Annotated in this window: 21 protein-coding genes; 6 read left to right on the top strand and 15 right to left on the bottom strand. The window is 75.8% G+C overall.

Features of this window, described 5'->3' with window-relative positions; all coding sequences use genetic code 11:
* Positions 1 to 53 precede the first annotated feature (53 nt).
* The 4 genes from ATJ88_RS03790 to ATJ88_RS18280 form a co-directional block, all read right to left on the bottom strand.
* A complete protein-coding gene (locus tag ATJ88_RS03790; protein WP_098462679.1) occupies positions 54 to 1,187 on the bottom strand; it encodes a PQQ-dependent sugar dehydrogenase in 1,134 nt (377 codons plus the stop codon).
* Positions 1,188 to 1,294: 107 nt separating this feature from the next.
* The gene (gene menD / locus ATJ88_RS03785; protein WP_098462678.1) at positions 1,295 to 3,118 is read right to left on the bottom strand and encodes a 2-succinyl-5-enolpyruvyl-6-hydroxy-3-cyclohexene-1-carboxylic-acid synthase; all 1,824 of its coding nucleotides are present in this window, start codon (positions 3,116 to 3,118) and stop codon (positions 1,295 to 1,297) included.
* Entirely contained in the window at positions 3,115 to 4,122 is a 1,008-nt protein-coding gene (locus tag ATJ88_RS03780; RefSeq protein ID WP_245852108.1) for an o-succinylbenzoate synthase, read from the bottom strand. Before ATJ88_RS03780 ends, menD begins: the two co-directional genes overlap by 4 nt.
* Before the next feature lie 63 nt (positions 4,123 to 4,185).
* Positions 4,186 to 4,344, bottom strand: a complete 159-nt coding sequence (locus tag ATJ88_RS18280; protein ID WP_170023507.1) for a hypothetical protein — start codon at positions 4,342 to 4,344, stop codon at positions 4,186 to 4,188.
* A 94-nt stretch (positions 4,345 to 4,438) separates the two neighbouring features.
* Here ATJ88_RS18280 and ATJ88_RS03775 point away from each other — a divergent pair, with 94 nt between their 5' ends.
* On the top strand, positions 4,439 to 5,449 hold the full coding sequence (locus ATJ88_RS03775) for a 1,4-dihydroxy-2-naphthoyl-CoA synthase (protein WP_245852106.1): 1,011 nt from the start codon (positions 4,439 to 4,441) through the stop codon (positions 5,447 to 5,449).
* A 67-nt stretch (positions 5,450 to 5,516) separates the two neighbouring features.
* On the opposite strand, the gene ATJ88_RS03770 is transcribed toward ATJ88_RS03775, so the two are convergent.
* On the bottom strand, positions 5,517 to 6,569 hold the full coding sequence (locus ATJ88_RS03770) for a DUF3048 domain-containing protein (protein WP_098462676.1): 1,053 nt from the start codon (positions 6,567 to 6,569) through the stop codon (positions 5,517 to 5,519).
* Positions 6,570 to 6,691: 122 nt separating this feature from the next.
* Here ATJ88_RS03770 and ATJ88_RS03765 point away from each other — a divergent pair, with 122 nt between their 5' ends.
* Positions 6,692 to 7,870 carry an AMP-binding protein gene (locus ATJ88_RS03765; protein ID WP_098462675.1) on the top strand — a complete coding sequence of 393 codons (1,179 nt, stop codon included), beginning with the start codon at positions 6,692 to 6,694 and terminating at the stop codon, positions 7,868 to 7,870.
* 11 nt (positions 7,871 to 7,881) lie between these two features.
* A complete protein-coding gene (locus tag ATJ88_RS03760; protein ID WP_098462674.1) occupies positions 7,882 to 8,751 on the top strand; it encodes a 1,4-dihydroxy-2-naphthoate polyprenyltransferase in 870 nt (289 codons plus the stop codon).
* A gap of 19 nt (positions 8,752 to 8,770) precedes the next feature.
* On the opposite strand, the gene ATJ88_RS03755 is transcribed toward ATJ88_RS03760, so the two are convergent.
* Positions 8,771 to 9,085, bottom strand: a complete 315-nt coding sequence (locus ATJ88_RS03755) for a DUF4229 domain-containing protein (protein ID WP_098462673.1) — start codon at positions 9,083 to 9,085, stop codon at positions 8,771 to 8,773.
* Between the two features lie 82 nt (positions 9,086 to 9,167).
* Between ATJ88_RS03755 and ATJ88_RS03750 the strand changes: the two genes are divergently transcribed.
* Positions 9,168 to 9,620: a PLD nuclease N-terminal domain-containing protein gene (locus tag ATJ88_RS03750; protein ID WP_211287459.1), complete on the top strand. Its 453-nt coding sequence runs from the start codon at positions 9,168 to 9,170 to the stop codon at positions 9,618 to 9,620.
* Between the two features lie 189 nt (positions 9,621 to 9,809).
* Here the strand turns inward: ATJ88_RS03750 and ccsB are convergent, their stop codons facing one another.
* From ccsB to ATJ88_RS03725, 5 genes are read right to left on the bottom strand one after another with little or no spacing between them, the layout of a single operon-like run.
* On the bottom strand, positions 9,810 to 10,760 hold the full coding sequence (gene ccsB / locus ATJ88_RS03745) for a c-type cytochrome biogenesis protein CcsB (protein WP_098462672.1): 951 nt from the start codon (positions 10,758 to 10,760) through the stop codon (positions 9,810 to 9,812).
* Position 10,761: 1 nt separating this feature from the next.
* Positions 10,762 to 12,495, bottom strand: coding sequence for a cytochrome c biogenesis protein ResB (gene resB, locus ATJ88_RS03740; protein WP_098465099.1), 1,734 nt, complete (start codon positions 12,493 to 12,495; stop codon positions 10,762 to 10,764).
* Positions 12,495 to 13,271 (bottom strand): cytochrome c biogenesis CcdA family protein, encoded by a 777-nt coding sequence (locus tag ATJ88_RS03735; protein ID WP_098462671.1) that lies wholly within the window; start codon positions 13,269 to 13,271, stop codon positions 12,495 to 12,497. Before ATJ88_RS03735 ends, resB begins: the two co-directional genes overlap by 1 nt.
* Position 13,272: 1 nt before the next feature.
* Positions 13,273 to 13,875 carry a TlpA family protein disulfide reductase gene (locus ATJ88_RS03730; RefSeq protein ID WP_098462670.1) on the bottom strand — a complete coding sequence of 201 codons (603 nt, stop codon included), beginning with the start codon at positions 13,873 to 13,875 and terminating at the stop codon, positions 13,273 to 13,275.
* The gene (locus tag ATJ88_RS03725) at positions 13,872 to 14,516 is read right to left on the bottom strand and encodes a histidine phosphatase family protein (protein WP_098462669.1); all 645 of its coding nucleotides are present in this window, start codon (positions 14,514 to 14,516) and stop codon (positions 13,872 to 13,874) included. The genes ATJ88_RS03730 and ATJ88_RS03725 overlap by 4 nt, the downstream gene beginning before the upstream one ends.
* Before the next feature lie 275 nt (positions 14,517 to 14,791).
* Here ATJ88_RS03725 and ATJ88_RS03720 point away from each other — a divergent pair, with 275 nt between their 5' ends.
* Entirely contained in the window at positions 14,792 to 15,343 is a 552-nt protein-coding gene (locus ATJ88_RS03720) for a YceI family protein (protein ID WP_098462668.1), read from the top strand.
* A gap of 96 nt (positions 15,344 to 15,439) precedes the next feature.
* Here the strand turns inward: ATJ88_RS03720 and ATJ88_RS03715 are convergent, their stop codons facing one another.
* Both ATJ88_RS03715 and ATJ88_RS03710 read right to left on the bottom strand, forming a co-directional pair.
* Complete coding sequence (locus tag ATJ88_RS03715) at positions 15,440 to 16,120, bottom strand: redox-sensing transcriptional repressor Rex (protein WP_098462667.1); 681 nt, start codon at positions 16,118 to 16,120, stop codon at positions 15,440 to 15,442.
* Positions 16,117 to 16,404, bottom strand: coding sequence for a glutaredoxin family protein (locus ATJ88_RS03710; protein ID WP_245852104.1), 288 nt, complete (start codon positions 16,402 to 16,404; stop codon positions 16,117 to 16,119). Before ATJ88_RS03710 ends, ATJ88_RS03715 begins: the two co-directional genes overlap by 4 nt.
* 35 nt (positions 16,405 to 16,439) lie before the next feature.
* Here ATJ88_RS03710 and ATJ88_RS03705 point away from each other — a divergent pair, with 35 nt between their 5' ends.
* Positions 16,440 to 17,255: an HAD family hydrolase gene (locus tag ATJ88_RS03705; RefSeq protein WP_098462666.1), complete on the top strand. Its 816-nt coding sequence runs from the start codon at positions 16,440 to 16,442 to the stop codon at positions 17,253 to 17,255.
* A gap of 183 nt (positions 17,256 to 17,438) precedes the next feature.
* On the opposite strand, the gene ATJ88_RS03700 is transcribed toward ATJ88_RS03705, so the two are convergent.
* A complete protein-coding gene (locus ATJ88_RS03700; RefSeq protein ID WP_003792170.1) occupies positions 17,439 to 17,537 on the bottom strand; it encodes a 30S ribosomal protein bS22 in 99 nt (32 codons plus the stop codon).
* A gap of 195 nt (positions 17,538 to 17,732) precedes the next feature.
* Entirely contained in the window at positions 17,733 to 18,908 is a 1,176-nt protein-coding gene (locus ATJ88_RS03695) for an acetoin utilization protein AcuC (RefSeq protein ID WP_098462665.1), read from the bottom strand.
* Positions 18,909 to 18,942 lie beyond the last annotated feature (34 nt).

The raw sequence follows: 18,942 nt of genomic DNA, 5'->3' as shown, positions 1-18,942 counted from the left end.
GGGTACCCCTTGGGTGAACCTGAGAGTTCCCTGTCAATCCGCGTCGCTGCTGGTCAGGGCGTCGTGAGATCCACCACGAGGGCGTGGTCGTCGCCCGGGGCGGGCGATCCGCGGCCGTCCGTCTCGTTGGTGAGCACCCACAGGCGGCCGTCGGGGCCGACGACGGCGTCCCGCAGACGGCCGTGCTCGCCCGCCCAGTGCTCCTGCGACGTCGACGGGTCGGCGACCGGCACGGTGCGCAGCACCTCGCCGCGCAGGTTCGCGACGAACAGGGTGCCGCCGGCCTGCGCCATCCCGCTGGGGCTCGCCTCGGACGGCGCCCACTGCTGCACCGGGTCGGTGAACCCGTCCCGCCCGGCGGCGCCCTCGACCTCGGGCCAGCCGTAGTTGGCGCCCGCCTCGATCACGTTGAGCTCGTCCCACGTGTTCTGCCCGAACTCGGTGGCGAACATCGTGCCGTCGTCCGCCCACGCGATGCCCTGCGGGTTGCGGTGCCCGAGGCTGTACACCGGCGAGCCGGGGAACGGGTTGTCGTCGGGGACCTCCCCGTCGAGCGTGAGGCGCAGGATCTTGCCCGCGAGCACCTCCGGGTCCTGCGCGTCCGCGGGGTTCCCGGCGTCGCCGAGCGTCACGTACAGCATGCCGTCGGGCCCGACCGCGAGCCGGCCGCCGTCGTGGTTCGCCGCGGCGGGCAGGCCGTCGAGCAGGGTCACCGGGTCGCCGAGCGCGAGCGCCCCGGGCTCCCCGGTGACGTCGTAGCGCTGGACACGGTTGCCCTCGGCCGCCGTGGAGCTCACGTAGAGCCGGCCGTCGTCGTCCACCGCCAGGCCGAGGAGGCCCGCCTCACCGGTCGGGGTCACCCCGGCGACGACGCCCACCTCCCGGGCCGTGCCGTCGTCGGCGAGCTCGAGGATCCGCGCGCTGTCCCGCTCGCTGACCAGCGGCACGCCGTCGCGGAACACCAGGGACCACGGCGCCTCCAGGTCGGAGGCGAACGCCTCCGGCTCCCCGGCGAGCGCAGCGCCCGCCGTGCCCGTGTCCTCCGGGTCGGTGGCGGTGCCCGCCGGGGTGGAGGCGTCCGCCGACGACGCGGCGGGCGACGCGGCGTCCGGCGCACCGGGCGTGCAGGCGGCCAGCAGCGCGGCGACGAGCGCGGCGGCGGGGACGGTCACGACGTGCCTGGTCATCGCTCTCCCGGGGTCGGCTCCGTCCACCGTAGCCGCCTCGGGTGCGCGTCCGCCGCCCGGCCGGCCGCTCCGGCACCCCCGGGCCGGGCGGCAGGGGTGGCGCGCGCTCAGCCGGCCGTGCGCAGCCCGTCGCGGGCGGCGTCCGCGACGCGGGCCGCGAGGTCCCGGGACTCGGCGAGCCGGTCGGCCCGCGGCACGCGGACCTCCAGGACCCGCACACCTCCCGGCGACGTCGCGAGCGCGTCGCGCAGCGCGGCGACGTCGGGCACGAGCCGGTGCCGGACCCCGTACCCCGCGCACAGGGCGGCTAGGTCGGCGCCGTGCGGGGTGCCGAACACCCGCTCGAACGTCGCGGACGCGCCCGGTCCCGTCGCGGCGAGCGCGCCGTGCTCCAGGGTCGCGAAGATCGACCCGCCGTCGTCGTTGACGACCACGACGTCGAGCGGCGCGGCAGGTTCCGCGGGACCGCGCAGGAGGCCCCCGACGTCGTGGAGGAACGTGAGGTCGCCGACCAGGACGCGGGTGCGGCGACCGGTGGCGAGCGCGACGCCGGTCGCAGTGGACAGCGTGCCGTCGATGCCGGCGAGGCCGCGGTTGGCGAGCACCGTGCCGGGGTCGTCGTCGAGGCCGAGGGCGAGCTCGACGTCGCGGACGGGGTTGGACGCCCCGACCACGAGCACGTCGTCGGGGCCCGTCGCGGCGAGCACCGTGCGGGCGACGGCGAGCGCCGCGTACCGGGCGGCGTCGAGGGAGCCGTCGACGGCGTCGGTGGTGGCGCGCAGCGCGGCGGCCGCCGCGGCGCCGGCGGTCTGCCACCGGCGCAGGAACGGGGTGCGGGCGGACGGTGCGTCCGGCGTCCCGGCACCGTGCCCGGTCGTGGCCGGGGCGAACCAGCGGTCGGCGAGGGCGTCGACGACACGGGCGGCGTTGCGGGCGGCGTCGGGCCAGGGGCCGCCGCCGGGCGCGACGACGGTCACGGTGACGTCGGGCCCTGCGAGGAGCCGCTGGACCGGCCGCGACAGGGTGGGGTGGCCGAGGACGACGACGTGCTCGACGTCGTCGGTGAGCTCGGGCAGGGCGAGCAGCAGCCGGTACCCCGGCACGGCGTGCGGGCCCCCGCACGCCCCGGAGGACGGTTCGGCGAGCAGGGGCCAGCCGCGGGCCTCGGCGAGGCGCCGCGCGGCCGGGCCGGCGCCGTCGCCCGCCACGACGAGGGTGCGGGCGGGGTCGCCGGGCAGCAGCGGGTCGGCGCCCGGGCCAGGCACGGGCGGGACGACCTCGGCGGCGTGCGGCAGGGTCGCCGGCTCCCAGCGCAGCGGCTCGGCGGGCTGGAGCGGGTCGCGGTAGGCGAGGTCGACGTGCACGGGGCCGGGGTGGCGGTCGCGGAGCCCGCACGCCGCGGCCAGCGCCCGGCGGACGGTGGCGAGGAGGTCCCGCACCTCGCCGTCGCGGCCGTCCGGGGCGGGCACGTCGACGCTCGCGCGGACGGCCGTGCCGAAGATCCCGACCTGGTCGGTGGTCTGGGACGCGCCGGTGCCGCGCAGCTCGTGGGGCCGGTCGGCGGTGAGCACCACCAGCGGTACGCCCGTGTGGTGGGCCTCCAGCACGGCCGGGTGGAGGTTCGCGACGGCGGTGCCGGACGTCGTGACCACCGCGACGGGGGTGGGTGCGCCGTCGGTCGGCGCGGCGCCGCGGGCCAGCCCGAGGGCGAGGAACCCAGCGGCGCGCTCGTCGACCCGCACGTGCAGGCGCAGCGCCCCGGCGTCGGCCGCAGCGGCCAGCGCGTACGCGAGCGGCGCGGACCGCGACCCGGGAGCGAGCACGACGTCCCGCATCCCGTGCGCGACGAGGTCGGCGACGAGCGCCTGCGCGCTCCCGACGGCGGGCGGGACGGCGGGAGCGTGGGCGCGGTCGGGCGTCGTGGCGCTCATGCGGCCCGGCCCGCGTCGTCGAGCAGCGCCTCGAGCCGGTCGTGGCGGGCCAGCCAGGACGCCTCGACGTCGGGCGGGGCCGCGGCGGCGGCCAGCGCGGCGGCGTCGGGGGCCACGCGGCGCACGGGCAGCGCACCGTCCACCGGGAGCAGCGGGTCACCGGTGACGTCGTGGACGAGCAGCTGGGACGTGGCCAGCCCGCACGCGAACGGCAGGTCCGGCAGCGCGGCCGCGAGCGCCACCCCGGCGGCCAGCCCCACGGAGGACTCCAGGGCGGACGACACCACCACGGGCAGGCCGACCTGCTCGGCGAGGTCCAGGCAGGCGCGCACGCCGCCGAGGGGCTGGACCTTGAGCACGACCACGTCGGCCGCGTCCTCCCGCACGACCCGCAGGGGGTCGGCGGCACGCCGGATCGACTCGTCGGCGGCGACCGGCACGTCGACGCGGCGTCGCACGGCGGCGAGCCCGGCGACGTCCGCGCACGGCTGCTCCACGTACTCCAGGCCGCCCGCCGCGGCGTCGAGGCGCCCGATGCGGCGGACGGCGTCGTCGACGTCCCACGCGCCGTTGGCGTCGACGCGGACGGCGGCGTCGGGCACCCCGGCCTCGACGAACGCGGCACGCACCGCCTCGAGGCGCTCGACCTCGACGTGCAGGGGTTCGAGGGTGCCGTCGGCGAGCCGCTGGGCGACCTTCACCTTGGCGGTGCGGCAGCCGCCGGACGCCAGCACGATGGCCCGGGCCTGCTCGGGCCCCACGGCGGGGACCGTCACGTTGACGGGCACGCGGTCGCGCACGGGCTCCGGGAACCCGGTGTCCGCGGCCTCGCGCGCGGCGCGCAGCCACGCGAGCGACTCGGCGTCGTCGTACTCGGCGAACGGGCTGAGCTCCCCCCACCCGGCGTCGCCCCGCAGGAGCAGGCCGTCACGGACGTCCAGCCCGCGGAAGCGGGTGCGCAACGGGGTGGACCAGGCGAGTCGTCTCTGCAGGGTGGCTGCCACGCCCTCAGCGTAGGCGGCAGCGCCCCGCGCCGTGTCCCGGGGCGGGTGGGCCGACGGCGCGGCTCAGTCCGTGAACTCCGTCGGCATGCCCGGCGTGCTCGGGGCGTGCACCGTGGTCACCGGTGCCGCCTCGCGCAGGATCGCGGCGTCGTAGGCGATGAGCTCGTCGACGACCTCGTCCAGGTCGGCGACCTCGGGGCGGGGAGGGAACGTCGTGTCCATGCCCCCCATGATCCTCCCGCGATGTGCAGATCCTGGGGGCGACGCGCAGGGCCGCCGTGACCGGTCCGTGCGGACCCGAACTAGGCTGGCGGGCGTGACCGACGACGCGACCGACGCAGCGATCCCCACCGCCCTGCCCCGCCAGGTGTCCCGCACGTTCGACCCGACCCGGTGGCGCACCGTGACCGGGTTCGACGACCTCACGGACCTCACCTACCACCGGGGCGTGGAACGGTCCGTCGGCGCCGACGGGACCGAGCAGGTGCGCGACCTGCCGGTGGTGCGCGTCGCGTTCGACCGTCCCGAGGTGCGCAACGCGTTCCGCCCCCACACGGTGGACGAGCTCTACCGCGTGCTGGACCACGCCCGCATGACGTCCGACGTCGGCACCGTGCTGCTCACGGGCAACGGGCCGTCGCCGAAGGACGGCGGGTGGGCGTTCTGCTCCGGCGGCGACCAGCGCATCCGCGGACGGTCCGGCTACCAGTACACGTCCGCGCCCGACGGCGGCGGCGACGTGCACACCGCGGACGCCGTCGACCCGGCCCGTGCGGGCCGCCTGCACATCCTCGAGGTGCAGCGGCTCATCCGCACCATGCCGAAGGTGGTGATCGCCGTCGTCGACGGGTGGGCGGCCGGTGGCGGGCACTCCCTGCACGTCGTGGCGGACCTGTCGATCGCGTGCCGCCAGCACGGCCGGTTCAAGCAGACGGACGCCGACGTCGGCTCGTTCGACGGCGGCTACGGCTCGGCCTACCTGGCCCGCCAGGTCGGGCAGAAGCGGGCCCGGGAGATCTTCTTCCTCGCGCGCGAGTACTCCGCGGACGACGCCGAGCGCTGGGGCGGGGTGAACGAGGTCGCCGAGCACGACGACCTGGAGGATCTCGGCCTGGAGTACGCGCTGACGATCGCCGGGAAGTCCCCGCAGGCCGTGCGGATGCTGAAGTTCGCCTTCAACCTGGCCGACGACGGTCTCATGGGCCAGCAGGTGTTCGCGGGCGAGGCGACGCGCCTGGCCTACCTGACCGACGAGGCCGTCGAGGGCCGCGACGCCTTCCTCCAGAAGCGCGACCCGGACTGGTCGCAGTTCCCGTACGCCTACTGACGGCCGCCGGTCCCCCGCCGCTCCGCTGCCTCCGACACCCCTGTTCCGGAGAGGGTGGCGGCCCGGGTCAGGACGTCGAGTACGAGCCGGTGCGGGTGGGCACGAGCTCCACCCACGTGCGGCCCGGGGCGAGCTCGACGGGGTCGCCGTCCGCGGTGAGCACCACCGGGTCGTGCAGGGACTTCTTCGACCACTCGACGGCGAGCGTGCGACCGCCGCTCGCGACCAGGCCGGTGCCCGAGCCCACGAGCTGCGTCTCCGGCACGGGCGCCCCGGACGGGTCCCGGTAGGAGGTGTCGACGACCTCCACGTCCAGGACGACGACGTTCTCCGCGGCGTGCTGCACCCCGGACGTCGACAGGGACGGGGCGGTGCCCTCGGAGCGCAGCCAGGTGCCGGACTTCTTCTCCCACGCCCAGGCGCTCGTCTGCGCGGGGGACAGCACGACGTCGAGGTGGCGTGTCGCCGTGCCCTGCACGACGGCGGTGGCGTGCGCCGCGGCGCGCGCGAACGCGAACTGTGCGGGCGGCGGCGTGGTGCGCTCGCCGTCGTCCTGGGCGAGGAACGCCACCGGGTCGCCGAGCACGTTGTGCGGGGCGTACCGGTTCGGGTCGCGGGTGAACCCGGCGTCGCCCGCGTCCATGATGACCGACTGGACGCCGGCCGCCCCCACGGCGTCGATGAACGGCTGCTGCGCGCCGGAGTAGGCGAGGATCCCGTCGAGCGGCGCGACGATCGCCGGGTCCATGGGTCGCACCGAGCGCACGGGCTCGACGACGTCCGGGACGGTGGAGTGGTAGACGGCGACGAACCGCGTGATGCCGCCCTCGACGACCTCCTCCCACACGGTGTCGGCCGCCTCGAGACCGGTCTGGGGGCGGGCCTCGCGGGAGTTCTCGATCTTGATCGCCAGCGCGGGACGCTGCGCGACCTCGTCGGTGGCGACCCCGGTGAGGGGCCAGACGGTGGGCACGGCCGGGGGTGCGGACTTCGCGACCGACTCCACGGGGGCGGCCACGGTCGAGGTGGGGGCGGGCTCCGGCTCCCCGGAGCACGCGGCGAGCAGCGTGACGGCGAGGAGCGTCCCCGCGAGGGCCGCGGGACGACGGCGCACGGTCATCGGTACCTCCGGCAGTGTGTCGGCGCGCACACCCTACGTCACCCGACCCGCCGCGCCCGGCCGCCCCGACGGGACCCGCCCCGGCGGTCCCGGCGCCGCCGAGGGCGGCCTATCGTGACCCGGTGAGCACCACCGACCTCCCGGTCCTCGTCGACGCCCTGCGTCGCGCGCTCGACGGCGGCGCCCCCGTAGCCCCCCTCCCCCGCCTGACCGCCGCGCCGCCGCCGGCGGGCACCGCGGTCGTCGTGCGCACCTCGGGGTCCACGGGCACGCCGCGCGAGGTCGCGCTCGGCGCGGCGGCGCTGCGGGCCTCCGCGACCGCGACGCACGAGCGGCTCGGCGGCGCGGGCCGCTGGGTCCTCACCCTGCCGCCGACGCACGTCGCGGGCGTGCAGGTGCTGGTGCGCTCCCTGCTGGCGGGCCGGGCGCCCGTGGCGGCGCCCGACGGACCGTTCACCCCGGCCGGGCTGGCGGAGCTGCTCGCCGAGCCGCTGCGCGGCGACGACCCGGTGCACCTGTCGCTGGTCCCCACCCAGCTCCACCGGGTCGTGGAGGCGGCGGACGGCGGCGAGCCGGCGGCGCTGCACGCGCTGGCCCGCTGCGGGGCGGTGCTGCTGGGTGGCGCGGCCACCCCGCCCGGGCTGCTGGCCCGCGCGCACGACGCGGGGGTGCCCGTGGTCCGCACCTACGGCATGTCGGAGACGGCCGGCGGCTGCGTCTACGACGGCGTCGCGCTGCCCGGCGTGCGGGTGCGGCTCGCCGACGGCGTGGTGGAGCTCGCCGGGCCCACGCTCGCGTCGGGGTACGTGGGCGACGACGCCGCGACGGCGGCGGCGTTCGTCGACGGCCCCGACGGCCGCTGGTTCCGCACGAGCGACCTCGGCACGGTCGAGGACGGCGTGCTGCGGGTGCTGGGCCGGGCGGACGACGTGGTCGTCACCGGCGGCGTGAACGTGGCGCCCGCGGCCGTGGAGGCGGTCCTCGGCGAGCTGCTCGACGCCGAGGTGTGCGTGGTCGGCGTGCCCGACGACGAGTGGGGGCAGGCCGTCGTCGCGGTGTGCTCCGCCCCGGGCCGGGCCGGTGCCGTCCCGGACGGCCGCGGCGACCCCCCTGCGGACGCCGCGGCCGTCCCCGTCGGCGCGGCCGAGCTGGCGCGGGTGCGGGCCGCCGTCGCGGATAGGCTGGGCGCGGCCGCCGCGCCACGACAGGTGTACCGGGTGCCCGCGCTCCCCCTGCGCGGCCCCGGCAAGGTCGACCGCGCAGCCGTCGTCGACCTGGTGCCCGCCGGCACCGCCCGCTGAGAGGAGCACGCATGGCCACGCCCGCCGAGTGGGTCGCCGGGGCACGCCCGCGCACCCTGCCCGCCGCCGCCGCCCCCGTCCTGGTCGGGTCCGGCGCGGCCGCGCAGGTCGACGCGTTCGCCTGGCTGGCGGCGCTGCTCGCCCTCGGGGTGGCCCTCGCCCTCCAGGTGGGCGTGAACTACGCCAACGACTACTCGGACGGCGTGCGCGGCACGGACCTCGACCGGGTCGGTCCGCTGCGGCTCACGGCGTCGGGCGTCGCCCGGTCCGGGCAGGTCAGGGGCGCGGCGTTCGCGGCGTTCGGCGTCGCCGGGGTGCTGGGGCTGGCCCTGTGCGCGGTGAGCGGGCACTGGTGGCTGCTGGGAGTCGGCGTGCTGTGCGTCGTCGCGGCCTGGTACTACACCGGCGGGAAGCGGCCCTACGGGTACGCGGGCCTCGGCGAGGTCGGGGTGTTCGTGTTCTTCGGGCTGGTGGCCACCCTCGGCACGACCTACACCCAGGCGGACCGCGTCACGTGGCCGGCGGTGCTGGGCGCCGTCGGGGTCGGGCTCATCGCCTGCGCGCTGCTCATGGTCAACAACGTCCGGGACATCCCCACGGACGTGGACGCCGGCAAGCGGACCCTGGCGGTGCGTCTCGGTGACCGGCGCGCGCGCCGCCTGTACGCACTGTGGATCGCGCTGGCCATGCTGCTCGCCCTCGCGTGCGCCGCCTGGAACCCGTGGGTGTTCCTCGTCGCGGTGCTGCTGCTCCCGGCGGTCCTGCTGGTGCTGCCGGTGCTGGCGGGCGCGCGGGGCCGCGCGCTGGTGCCCGTCCTGGCGGGCACGGGGATGTTCGAGCTCGCCTACGGCGTCCTGCTGGGCGTCGGTCTGGCGCTCTGACGCCGCCCCGCCGGCGGGTTCAGCGCTCGGTCGTGGCGGACGGGTCGACCCGGTCGCCCTCGAACGCGGCGTCCTCGGCGGCGGCGTCGTCCGCGGCCAGGGAGTCCACCGTGACCTTGTCCGAGCCACGACGCCCGGCGCGCCGCTCCGCACGCTGCGCCATCCAGGCGGTCGCCGCGTCCCGCTGCCTCGGCAGCGCGAGGTAGGAGACGGCGAAGGCCACCACGACGGCGACCAGGGCGAGCAGCCAGCCGCGCAGGCCGACCGTCCAGGCCAGCCCGAGGGCGGCCGCGAGGATCAGCAGGCGCAGCACGGAGTAGGTCACGAGGGGCACCCTCCCAGGGTAGTCCGCCCGCGCAGGGGGGCCGGACAGCGGCCCGTGCCGAGGCCCTTCCCCGGGCAACTAGGGTGGAGCCATGACTCGTGTGCTGGTGGGTCTCGTCGTCGTCGGGCTGCTGGTGTACGCCCTGTCCGACCTGGCGAGCTCGGACGACGACGACCGGGGCGGCCTGCCGACCTGGCTGTGGGTGCTCATCATCGTCCTGCTGCCGATCTTCGGCCCCTTGACCTGGATCGTCGCCCGGCAGGCCCGCAAGCGCCGCGGCGGCTCCGGCGGCCGCACGGCGCGGCCGAGCCGTGGCCCGCGCCGCCCGTCCGGGCCGGTCGCGCCGGACGACGACCCGGAGTTCCTGTGGCGCCTGGACCAGGAGAAGCGTCGCCGGCGACGTGAGCAGCGCGACAGCGGCGGGGACGGCGCCACCGGTCCGTCCGCGGACGGCGACGGCGACCGGCGCGGTCACGACGGCGGCTGGGGCGGCGACGGCGGGTCCGACGGCGGTGGCGGGGACGGCGGTGGCGGCGGCGACTGACCACCGGGCCGCACCGCGCGGCGCGGGCACCTCACCCGGGGCGGACGGCCCTGGGTGACGAGGGTCTCGGGCACGGCAGGACCAGGCGCCACGGACCGGGGAGGTCGGCGTCACCGGGACGACGAAGGGCGGGGACCGTCATGGTCCCCGCCCTTCGTCGTGCCGCGCCGGGAGGGCGCGGGCGGCGGATCAGCTGATGCCGGAGTACGAGTGCTTGCCGTTGAAGATGAGGTTCACGCCGGTGAAGTTGAACAGCACGCAGGCGTAGCCGACGACGACGAACCAGGCGGCGCGGCGGCCGGACCAGCCGCGCGTGGTGCGGGCGTGCAGGTAGGCGGCGTAGATGACCCAGATGACGAAGCTCCACACCTCCTTGGGGTCCCAGCCCCAGTACCGGCCCCAGGCGTCCTCGGCCCAGATGGCGCCGCCGATGATGGTGAAGGTCCACAGCACGAACGCGACGGCGTTGAGGCGGAACGACATCGACTCGAGCGTCACCGGGGAGGGCGTGCGGTCGAGCCAGCGGAAGCCGGGGCGCGCGAGGAACGGGACGTTCTCGTCGCGGAAGTCGCGCAGGAGCTGCAGCACGGACAGGACGAACGCGACGGTGAAGATGCCGGTGGCGACGATCGCGACACCGACGTGCAGCACCAGCCAGTAGTTCTGCAGCGCGGGCTGCACGCCGGTCGCGGCGACGTGGAACGCGTTGAGGCCCAGCACGAGGAACAGCGTCACGATGCCGGTGACGAACGCCCCGAGGAACCGCACGTCGCGGCGCAGGTTCCAGACGAGGAACACGGCCATCGCGACGAACGACCCGACGAGCGTGAACTCGTACATGTTGGCCCAGGGGGTGCGCCCGGCGGCGAGGCCGCGCAGCACGATCCCGACGAGCAGCAGCGCGGTACCGAGCCACGACGTCGACATCGCGATCCCGGCGGCGCGCCGGCGCGGCGGGGCCTCGGCGCCGGCGGGCCCGGCGGCGGGGGCGCCGGCCCCGACGGTCACGGCCGCGGAGGCCTTGGCGGTGAGCTTCTCGTCGGACCTGCTGCCCAGGTCGACGGCGAACGCGATCATCGCGATCGCGAACGTCGTCGCGGCGGCCCAGACGAGCAGGTCGCTCAGCTCGGCGATACCCATGTCAGTCTTCCGTCCCTCGGTCGGTGGGGCTGTCGTCGGTCGTGACGCCCGGCACGGCGTCGAGCACGCGCCCGACCTCGCCGTCCAGGCCGGCGTCGTCGCCGCGGGCCAGGCCCGCGACCTCGACGCGCGTGGTGCCGCCGTCGTCCCATGATCGCACCCACACGCGGCGCCGCGGCAGGAACAGCGAGCCGACGAGGCCGGTGAGCGCGAGCAGGGCGAACGTCAGCACCCAGGCGAGCGACGGGTCGTGGCGCAGGTCGAGCGCGACGAACCGCGGCACGTCGCCGTCGGCGAACGTGATGGTGCCGAGCCCGTCGGGCAGGTCGACCGTGTCGCCGGGCTCCAGGAGGATCTTGACGCGCTCGCCGTCCTCGTCGAGCGACGGCGTGAGGTTGGCGGTGTCGAGGCGGTACACGTTCTGCGGCACGCCCTCGTCCAGGCCGAGGTCCCCGCGGTACACCTCCAGCACGAGCAGGGGTGCGGTGGGCAGCGGGAACGCGGACCGTGCCGACCCGTCGTCCTCGATGACCGCGGTGGGCAGGAAGTACCCGACGAGCCCGATCTGCTCCAGCCCGTCGGACACGTCCGGCACCTTCACGACGCCGCGCGAGGTGTAGACCTGGTCCTCCGGGATGAAGGGCACCCGACCGGAGAACGCGACCTCGCCGGCGGCGTCGGTCACGGTGATGTCGGGCGCGTAGCCGTTGCCCTGCAGGTAGATCTTGGCGCCGTCGATCTCGAGCGGGTGGTTGACCTTGATGGTCTCGGCGCTCTCGGTGCCGTCGGGCTCGCGCACGGTGACGTCCGCGGTGAAGTCGCGCGACTGCGCGAACGCGACGGTGTCGGTGGCGAACTCGGAGGTGAACGCGTCGAGCGTCATCGAGAACGGCACGAGCGAGTCCTCGCGGAACCACGCGCCGGACTCGAAGGTGTCGTAGTCGACGACGGCGTTCGCGAAGCCGCGGCCCTCGGTGACGATGGCCTGGCCGCGGTAGTGCATCAGCTGGCCCACGCCGACGGAGATCACGAGGCCGACGAGCGCGAGGTGGAACAGCAGGTTCCCCGTCTCGCGCAGGTAGCCGCGCTCGGCCGCGACGGTGCGGGTGGCCGGGCGCGCGGGCACCTTGCCGCGGGCCGCACGGGCGTCCTCGGCGTCGGTCTCGACGCGGAACCTCGGCAGCAGGCGCACGCGGCCCCGCAGGTGCGCGGCGACGGCCTCGGTCACCTCGTCGGGCGTCGCGGACGACGTGGCGCGCACGTGCACGGGGAAGCGTTCGAACCGGGCCGGGGTGCGCGGCGGACGCGACCGCAGCGCGCGGGCGTGCGCGATCGTGCGCGGCACGATGCAACCGACCAGCGACACGAGCAGCAGCAGGTAGATCGCCGAGAACCAGGGCGAGGAGTAGACGTCGAAGAACCCGAAGCGGTCCAGCCACTCGCCCGCGGTGGGGTGCTCGCCGAGGTACTCGACGACGGCGGCCGGGTCCTGCGGCCGCTGCGGCAGGATCGAGCCGGGCACCGCGGCGACGGCGAGCAGCATGAGCAGCATGAGCGCGACACGCATGCTGGTGAGCTGGCGCCACGTCCAGCGCAGCATGCCGCGCCGGCCGAGGGAGGGCAGCTGCGGCGCCCCCTGCCCGGGGGCGTCCGCGGCGGCGGGCCGCTCGGGCTCCGCTCCACCGGTCGTGAACTCGTCCGCGATCCCGTCGGGACGGTACGTCTGCCCTGCCATCACACCACCGTCGTGTATCCGCTGATCCAGCTCTGCAGCTGGCTCGTCACCGCGCCCCACACGCCCGTCACCATGGCCAGGCCGATGGCGATGAGCAGGCCGCCGCCGACCCGCATGATCGCGAGGCGGTGCCGACGCAGGAACCCGAGCATCTTCTGGGAGGACTGCAGGCCGAGCGCGACCAGGAGGAACGGCACGCCGAGCCCCACGCAGTAGGCGACGCCGAGCAGCAGGCCGCGGGTCGCCGACGCCTCGTCGAGCGCGAGCGACTGGACCGCGGCCAGGGTCGGGCCGAGGCAGGGCGTCCACCCGAGGCCGAACACGACGCCCAGCAGCGGCGCCCCCCACAGACCCGCCCGCGGGCTGACGTGCAGGCGACGCTCCCGCTGGAGGAACCCGATGCCGCCGAGGAAGGCGACGCCCATGAGGATCACGACGACGCCGAGCACCCGCGTGAGCACGTCCTCGTAGCGCACCAGGTACGAGCCCAGCGCCCCGGCGGCGGCCATGAGGGCCACGAACACGGCGGTGAAGCCGAGCACGAACAGCGCGACGCCGGTGACGACGCGGCTGCGGGCCGGGGTCCTCGTCGCCGTCGTCGTGCCGCCCGCGGGGCCCGCGGTGGCCGCGGCCATCCCGCCCACGTACCCGACGTAGCCGGGCACGAGCGGCAGGACGCACGGGGACGCGAACGACACCACCCCGGCCAGGACCGCGACGGGGACGGCGAGGAGCATCGACCCGCTCATCGCCGTCGTCGCGAACGCCTCCCCCACGTCAGTCGCCCTCGGTGGCCGTCTGGGTGCCGGCCAGCGCGTCGTCGATCAGCGCCTCGAGCGTGGAGCCCGCGACCTGCCCGACGACGCGGGCGGCCACCTTGCCGCCGGCGTCCAGCACGACCGTCGACGGGACGGCCTGCAGCGGGACGACGCCCGACAGCCCGGCGACGACCTGCCCGCTGCGGTCCTCGATCGAGGGGTAGGGCACGTCGAAGGTGCGCTGGAAGGCCAGCGCGGCGCCCGCCTCGTCCTCGGTGTTGATGCCGAGCAGGTGGACGCCGTCGTCGGCGCGGGAGCCCGCGATCTCGACGAGGTCGGGCGCCTCGGCCCGGCAGGGCGCGCAGCCCGCGTACCAGGTGTTGAGGACGACGACGTCGCCGCGCCAGTCCTCGGTGGAGACCTCGTCGCCCTCGAAGGTGGTGCCGGCGACGACGACCACGTCGTCGCGCTCGTCGGGCGCCCACTGCTGGACGGTGCCGTCGCCGGACACGAAGCCCTGCCCGACGACGTCGGACGCCCCGGACTCGGCCGCGCAGGCGGACAGCAGCAGGGCGGTCCCGGCGACGGCGGCGAGGGCCGCGGTCGTGCGTGCGCGCCTCATGCGCCCGCCACCGGGTCCGCGCCGGGGAGGAGGTCGCCGGCGGGCTCGCTGTAGTGCAGGGAGGTGAAGCGTCCGTCGTCGAACCGCAGCGACGTCAGGGACGCGAGCGTGCACTCGCGGCGGCGCGGGTCGTGGGCGAGGCGGGAACCGGTCAGCGCGAGGCGCGTCACCCAGATGGGGAGCTGGTGGCTGACGAGCACGACCTCGTGGCCGTCGTAGGCGCGGCGGGCGTCCTCGACGGCGGCGCGCATGCGCGTGACCTGGTCGGCGTAGGACTCGCCCCACGAGGGCCGCAGCGGGTTCCACAGGAGCTTCCAGTACCGCGGGTTGGCCAGCTGGCCGGGTCGCGAGCCGATCGTGGTGCCCTCGAACTGGTTGCCGGCCTCGAGGAGGCGCTCGTCGGTGGCGAGCTCGACGCCGAAGCCGCGGGCGACGGGCGTCGCGGTCTCCTGGGCGCGCTGGAGGGGGCTGGCGACGACGGCGACGACGTCCCGGCCTGCACCGACGAGGTGCTCGGCGACGCGGCGGGCCATCTCCTGGCCGCGGTCGGAGAGCCGGTACCCGGCGATCCGTCCGTACAGGACGCCGTCGGGGTTGTGGACCTCGCCGTGCCGCAGGAGGTGGACGGTGGTGGTGGCCATGCGCCCCAGTGTCCCAGATCGTCGACGGCGCTCCGGTCCGGCCTCGGGCCCCGCCGCCGCGGTTGTGACAGGTCTCACAAGCAGTCGGGTCGCCGTCGTCGACCGGGTCCGCACCTCGCGCCGGGACCGCCGCCGACCAGGCCGTGGGGTGTGACGCACGTCACCGCCGGCGGGCGCCGCGGACGAGGAATAGGTCGACGGACCCCCTGGTTCATGCTTTTCGATGGACCTGCCCCGCCCGGGACAGGGCCCCGGACCCCGACAAGGAGCACTCCATGGCCACCGCACTGCCCACCGGTCTCGCCACCGGCACCTACGCCGTCGACGCCTCCCACTCCACCGCGTCGTTCACCGTGCGCCACGCCGGCATCGCCAAGGTGCGCGGCACCATCGGCATCGCCGCCGGCACCATCACCGTCGGCGAGGACCTCGAGTCCTCCTCCGTGCGCGTCGAGCTCGACGCCGCCGCCGTGAGCACCGGTGACGCCAACCGCGACCAGCACCTCGCCAGCGCCGACTTCTGGCACGCCGAGGAGCGCCCCACCTGGACCTTCGAGTCCACCACCGTCACCGCGGGCTCCGACGGCTACGTCGTGGCCGGCGACCTCACCATCAACGGCGTGACCCAGCAGGTCGAGCTGCCCGTCGACTTCGAGGGCACCGCCAAGGACCCGTTCGGCAACCAGCGCGCCGGTTTCGAGTCCGAGATCGAGATCAACCGCAAGGACTTCGGCCTCACCTGGAACGCCGCCCTCGAGACCGGCGGCTTCCTCGTCGGCGAGAAGGTCAAGATCGCGCTCGACGTCTCCGCGATCTCCCAGAACTGAACCACCCCGCACCGCGCAAGGACCCCGCGAGCCCTCGGGCTCGCGGGGTCCTGTCGCGTCCGGGCCCGCTCGGGCGCCCCGGAGGGGCGGGACCGCTCAGACGGCCGGCGGGACCGCCTGCGCCGACTGCGCCGACTGCGCGGCCCGCGCCGCCGCGTGGAACGCCAGGATCTGCAGCTCGCCCGCCACGTCGACGCTACGCACGACCACGTCGTCCGGGAGCTGCAGCGCCACCGGCGAGAAGCAGAGGATCTCCCGGACCCCGCACGCCACGACCCGCTCGGCGACCTGCTGGGCCACCCCGCCCGGCGTCGCCAGGATCACCATCGACACCTGACGCTCCGCGAGGACGCGCTCCAGGGCGTCGACGTGCTCCACCTCCAGCCCCGCGGCCTCCTGCCCGACGACGACCGGGTCCGCGTCCAGCAGCGCCACCAGCGAGAAGCCGCGCGCCGAGTAGCCCGAGTAGTTCGCCAGGGCGTGGCCCAGGTTGCCGACGCCCACGATCGCGAGCCGGTGCTCCGACCCCAGACCCAGCGCCGACGAGATGTACGACGACAACGACTCCACGTCGTAGCCCACCCCGCGGGTGCCGAACGACCCCAGGTAGGACAGGTCCTTGCGCAGCTGCGCGGACCCCACCCCGGACCGCTCCGCCAGGTCGGACGACGACGTCACCTCCACGCCCTCGCCCGCCAGGTCCCGCAGCGCCCGCAGGTAGAACGGCAGCCGCGCCACCGTCGCCGTGGGCACCGTCACCTCACCGATCTCGATCACGTCCGTCCCCTCCCCGTGGGTCGTGCCAGGCGCCGCGCCAGCCGCGCACCGTCGACCCGCCAGAATCCCTGTTGCACGCCGTCCACCTCGACGACGGGCACGTACTCGCCGTAACGGTCCACCAACGCGGGGTCGCTGTCTACGTCGACCTCTCGCCAGGCCTCGCCCGCAGCCTCGCACACCGCGGAGACCACCTCCCGCGCCTCGTCGCACAGGTGACAGCCCGCCCGGCTGAAGATCACGACCCGGGCCGGCGCCTCGGGTCCGGTCCGGTGCCCGCTCACGGGGCAATCGTATCGGCGCCACTACAGTGGACGGCATGCCGTCTCACCCCACGCCCCCTCGGAGCTCCGGCGCAGCGGCATTCTTCGACGTCGACAACACGATCATCCGGGGCGCCAGCTCGTTCCACCTGGCCCGCGCGCTCTACCAGCGCCGGTTCTTCGGGACCGCGGACCTGCTGCGGTTCGGGCTCATCCAGGCGAAGTACCTGGTGTTCGGCGAGTCGCGGTCCCAGATCGAGACGGTGCGCACCCGCGCCCTGTCCCTCATCGCGGGCCGGTCCGTGGCCGAGGTCACGGCCGTCGGCGAGGAGGTCTACGACACCGTCCTCGCGCTGCGCATCTTCCCCGGCACCAAGCGGCTCCTCGACGAGCACCTCGCCGCCGGCGACCAGGTGTGGCTGGTCACCGCCACGCCGGTGGAGATCGGCGGGCTCATCGCGCGCCGGCTCGGCGGGACCGGCTGCCTGGGCACCGTCGCGGAGCACTCCGGCGGCTACTACACGGGCGCGCTCATCGGCGACCTCATGCACGGCGAGGCGAAGGGTGCCGCGGTCCGCGAGCTGGCCGAGCGCGAGGGCATCGACCTGGACGCGTCGTACGCCTACGGGGACTCCCTCAACGACCTGCCGATGATGCGGTCCGTGGGGCACCCGTGCCCCATCAACCCGGACGCGCGCCTGCGCCGCTTCGCCAAGGAGGTCGGCTGGCCGATCCGCGAGTTCCGCGGCCGCGGGCAGCGCGCCGCCGGGCGGGGCGTGCGCACCGCGTCGTGGGCCGGGGCCGCCTGGGTGGCCGGGCTCGTCGTCCGCGCCGCGCGCCGCAGCCTGCGCAAGCGCCTCCAGGGCCGCTGACCCGCCTCGTCGTCCGCGCCGCGCGCCGCAGCCTGCGCAAGCGCCTCCAGGGCCGCTGACCCGCCTCGCCGTCCGCCACCGTCCGGGCGGCGGGCCGCAGCCACCCCGGACGCGAACGAGCCCGGCACCCCCGCGAGGGGGTCCGGGCTCGATGCGTGCGCCCACCCGCGGGTGGGCACGACGTCACTTCTTGTTGCGACGCTGGTGACGCGTCTTGCGAAGCAGCTTGCGGTGCTTCTTCTTCGCCATGCGCTTGCGGCGCTTCTTGATGACGGAGCCCATGAGGTCCTCACAATGCTGGTCGGTGGTGGAACACGGTTGGTCCCGACGAGCCTGTGCCCAGGTACCCCTGGGTCCAAGTACAGCCGACCAACGCGGAAAAATCCGTCCCCCAGACTACCCGATCCGCGGCGGTGCCGGGCACGCGACCACGTCGGTGCAGGTCGGCCCCCGTCCCGGGGGCTCCCGGACGCCGGATCAGTCGTGGAACGGGTCCAGCCCGAGCTCCGGGAACGTGTGCCGGCGGGTCGCGAGCACGGCCCGGTCGGTCGCGTCCGACGGGTCGTAGCCGTCCGCCCAGCGGCGCCACTCGACCTCGCCCCGGCCGAGGGTGCGCGCGGCCTCCAGCCCCGACATCTCCTCGACCACGTCACGCCAGGACGCGGGCAGCTCCGTGCCCGGCTCCAGGGGGACGTGCGCCGCCTCAGCGACGAGCGCCGACCAGACCACCGGCACCACGTCGACGACCGCGTACCCGCCGCCGCCCAGGGCCACCCACCGGCCGTCGCAGAGCTCGTGCGCCAGCTCGTGCACCCAGCGGGCCGCGGTGACCTGCGCGTCGATCCCGACCGACAGGTCCGTCAGGGGGTCGTTGCCGTGCGCGTCGGTGCCGTGCTGGGACACGATCGCGTCCGGCGCGAACGCGCGCAGCACGGCGGGCAGCACCGCGTCCACCGCGCGCAGCCAGCGCGCCGAGTCCGTGCGCGGCGGCAGCGCCACGTTCACCGCGGACCCCGGGGCGCCCCGCCCGCCCGCGTCCGACGGGTTGCCGGTCCCCGGGAACAGGGTGTGGCCGTCCTGGTGGACGGAGAACGTCAGGACGCGCGGGTCGTCCCAGAAGATCGCCTCCACGCCGTCGCCGTGGTGGGCGTCGAGGTCGACGTACGCCACCCGCCGGGCGCCCGCGTCCAGCAGCCGCCGGACGGCCGCGGCGGCGTCGTTGTAGATGCAGAACCCGGACGCGGCGGCCCGCCGGGCGTGGTGCATGCCCCCGGCGATGTTCAGGGCGTGCTGCACCTGCCCCGACCAGACGGCGTCCGCGGCGGCCACCGACGCGCCCACCAGGCGGGAGGCCGCCTCGTGCATCGCGGGGAACACCGGGTCGTCCTCCGTGCCGAGGCCGCGGGCGAGGTCCGGCTCGCCGGTCGCCGCCGCGTGCCGCACGGCCGCCACGTAGGCCGGGTCGTGCACGGTCGTCAGGAGGTCGTCGTCCGCGCTCGCGGGGTCCACCACCTCCAGGGTTCCCGACGACAGCAGGCCGAGCTCGGCCACGAGCCGCATCGTGAGGTCGAGACGGGCGGGAGCCATCGGATGACCCGCCCCGAAGTCGTAGCGCAGGAGCTCGGGGCTCCACAGCAGCCGGGCGACGGACATCCCGCCACGGTAGCCGAACGCGTGGCAGGCTGAG

Origin of the sequence: Isoptericola jiangsuensis, assembly GCF_002563715.1 — a bacterium.
Lineage (GTDB): Bacteria > Actinomycetota > Actinomycetes > Actinomycetales > Cellulomonadaceae > Isoptericola > Isoptericola jiangsuensis.
This window is presented reverse-complemented; position numbering and strand designations above follow the sequence as displayed.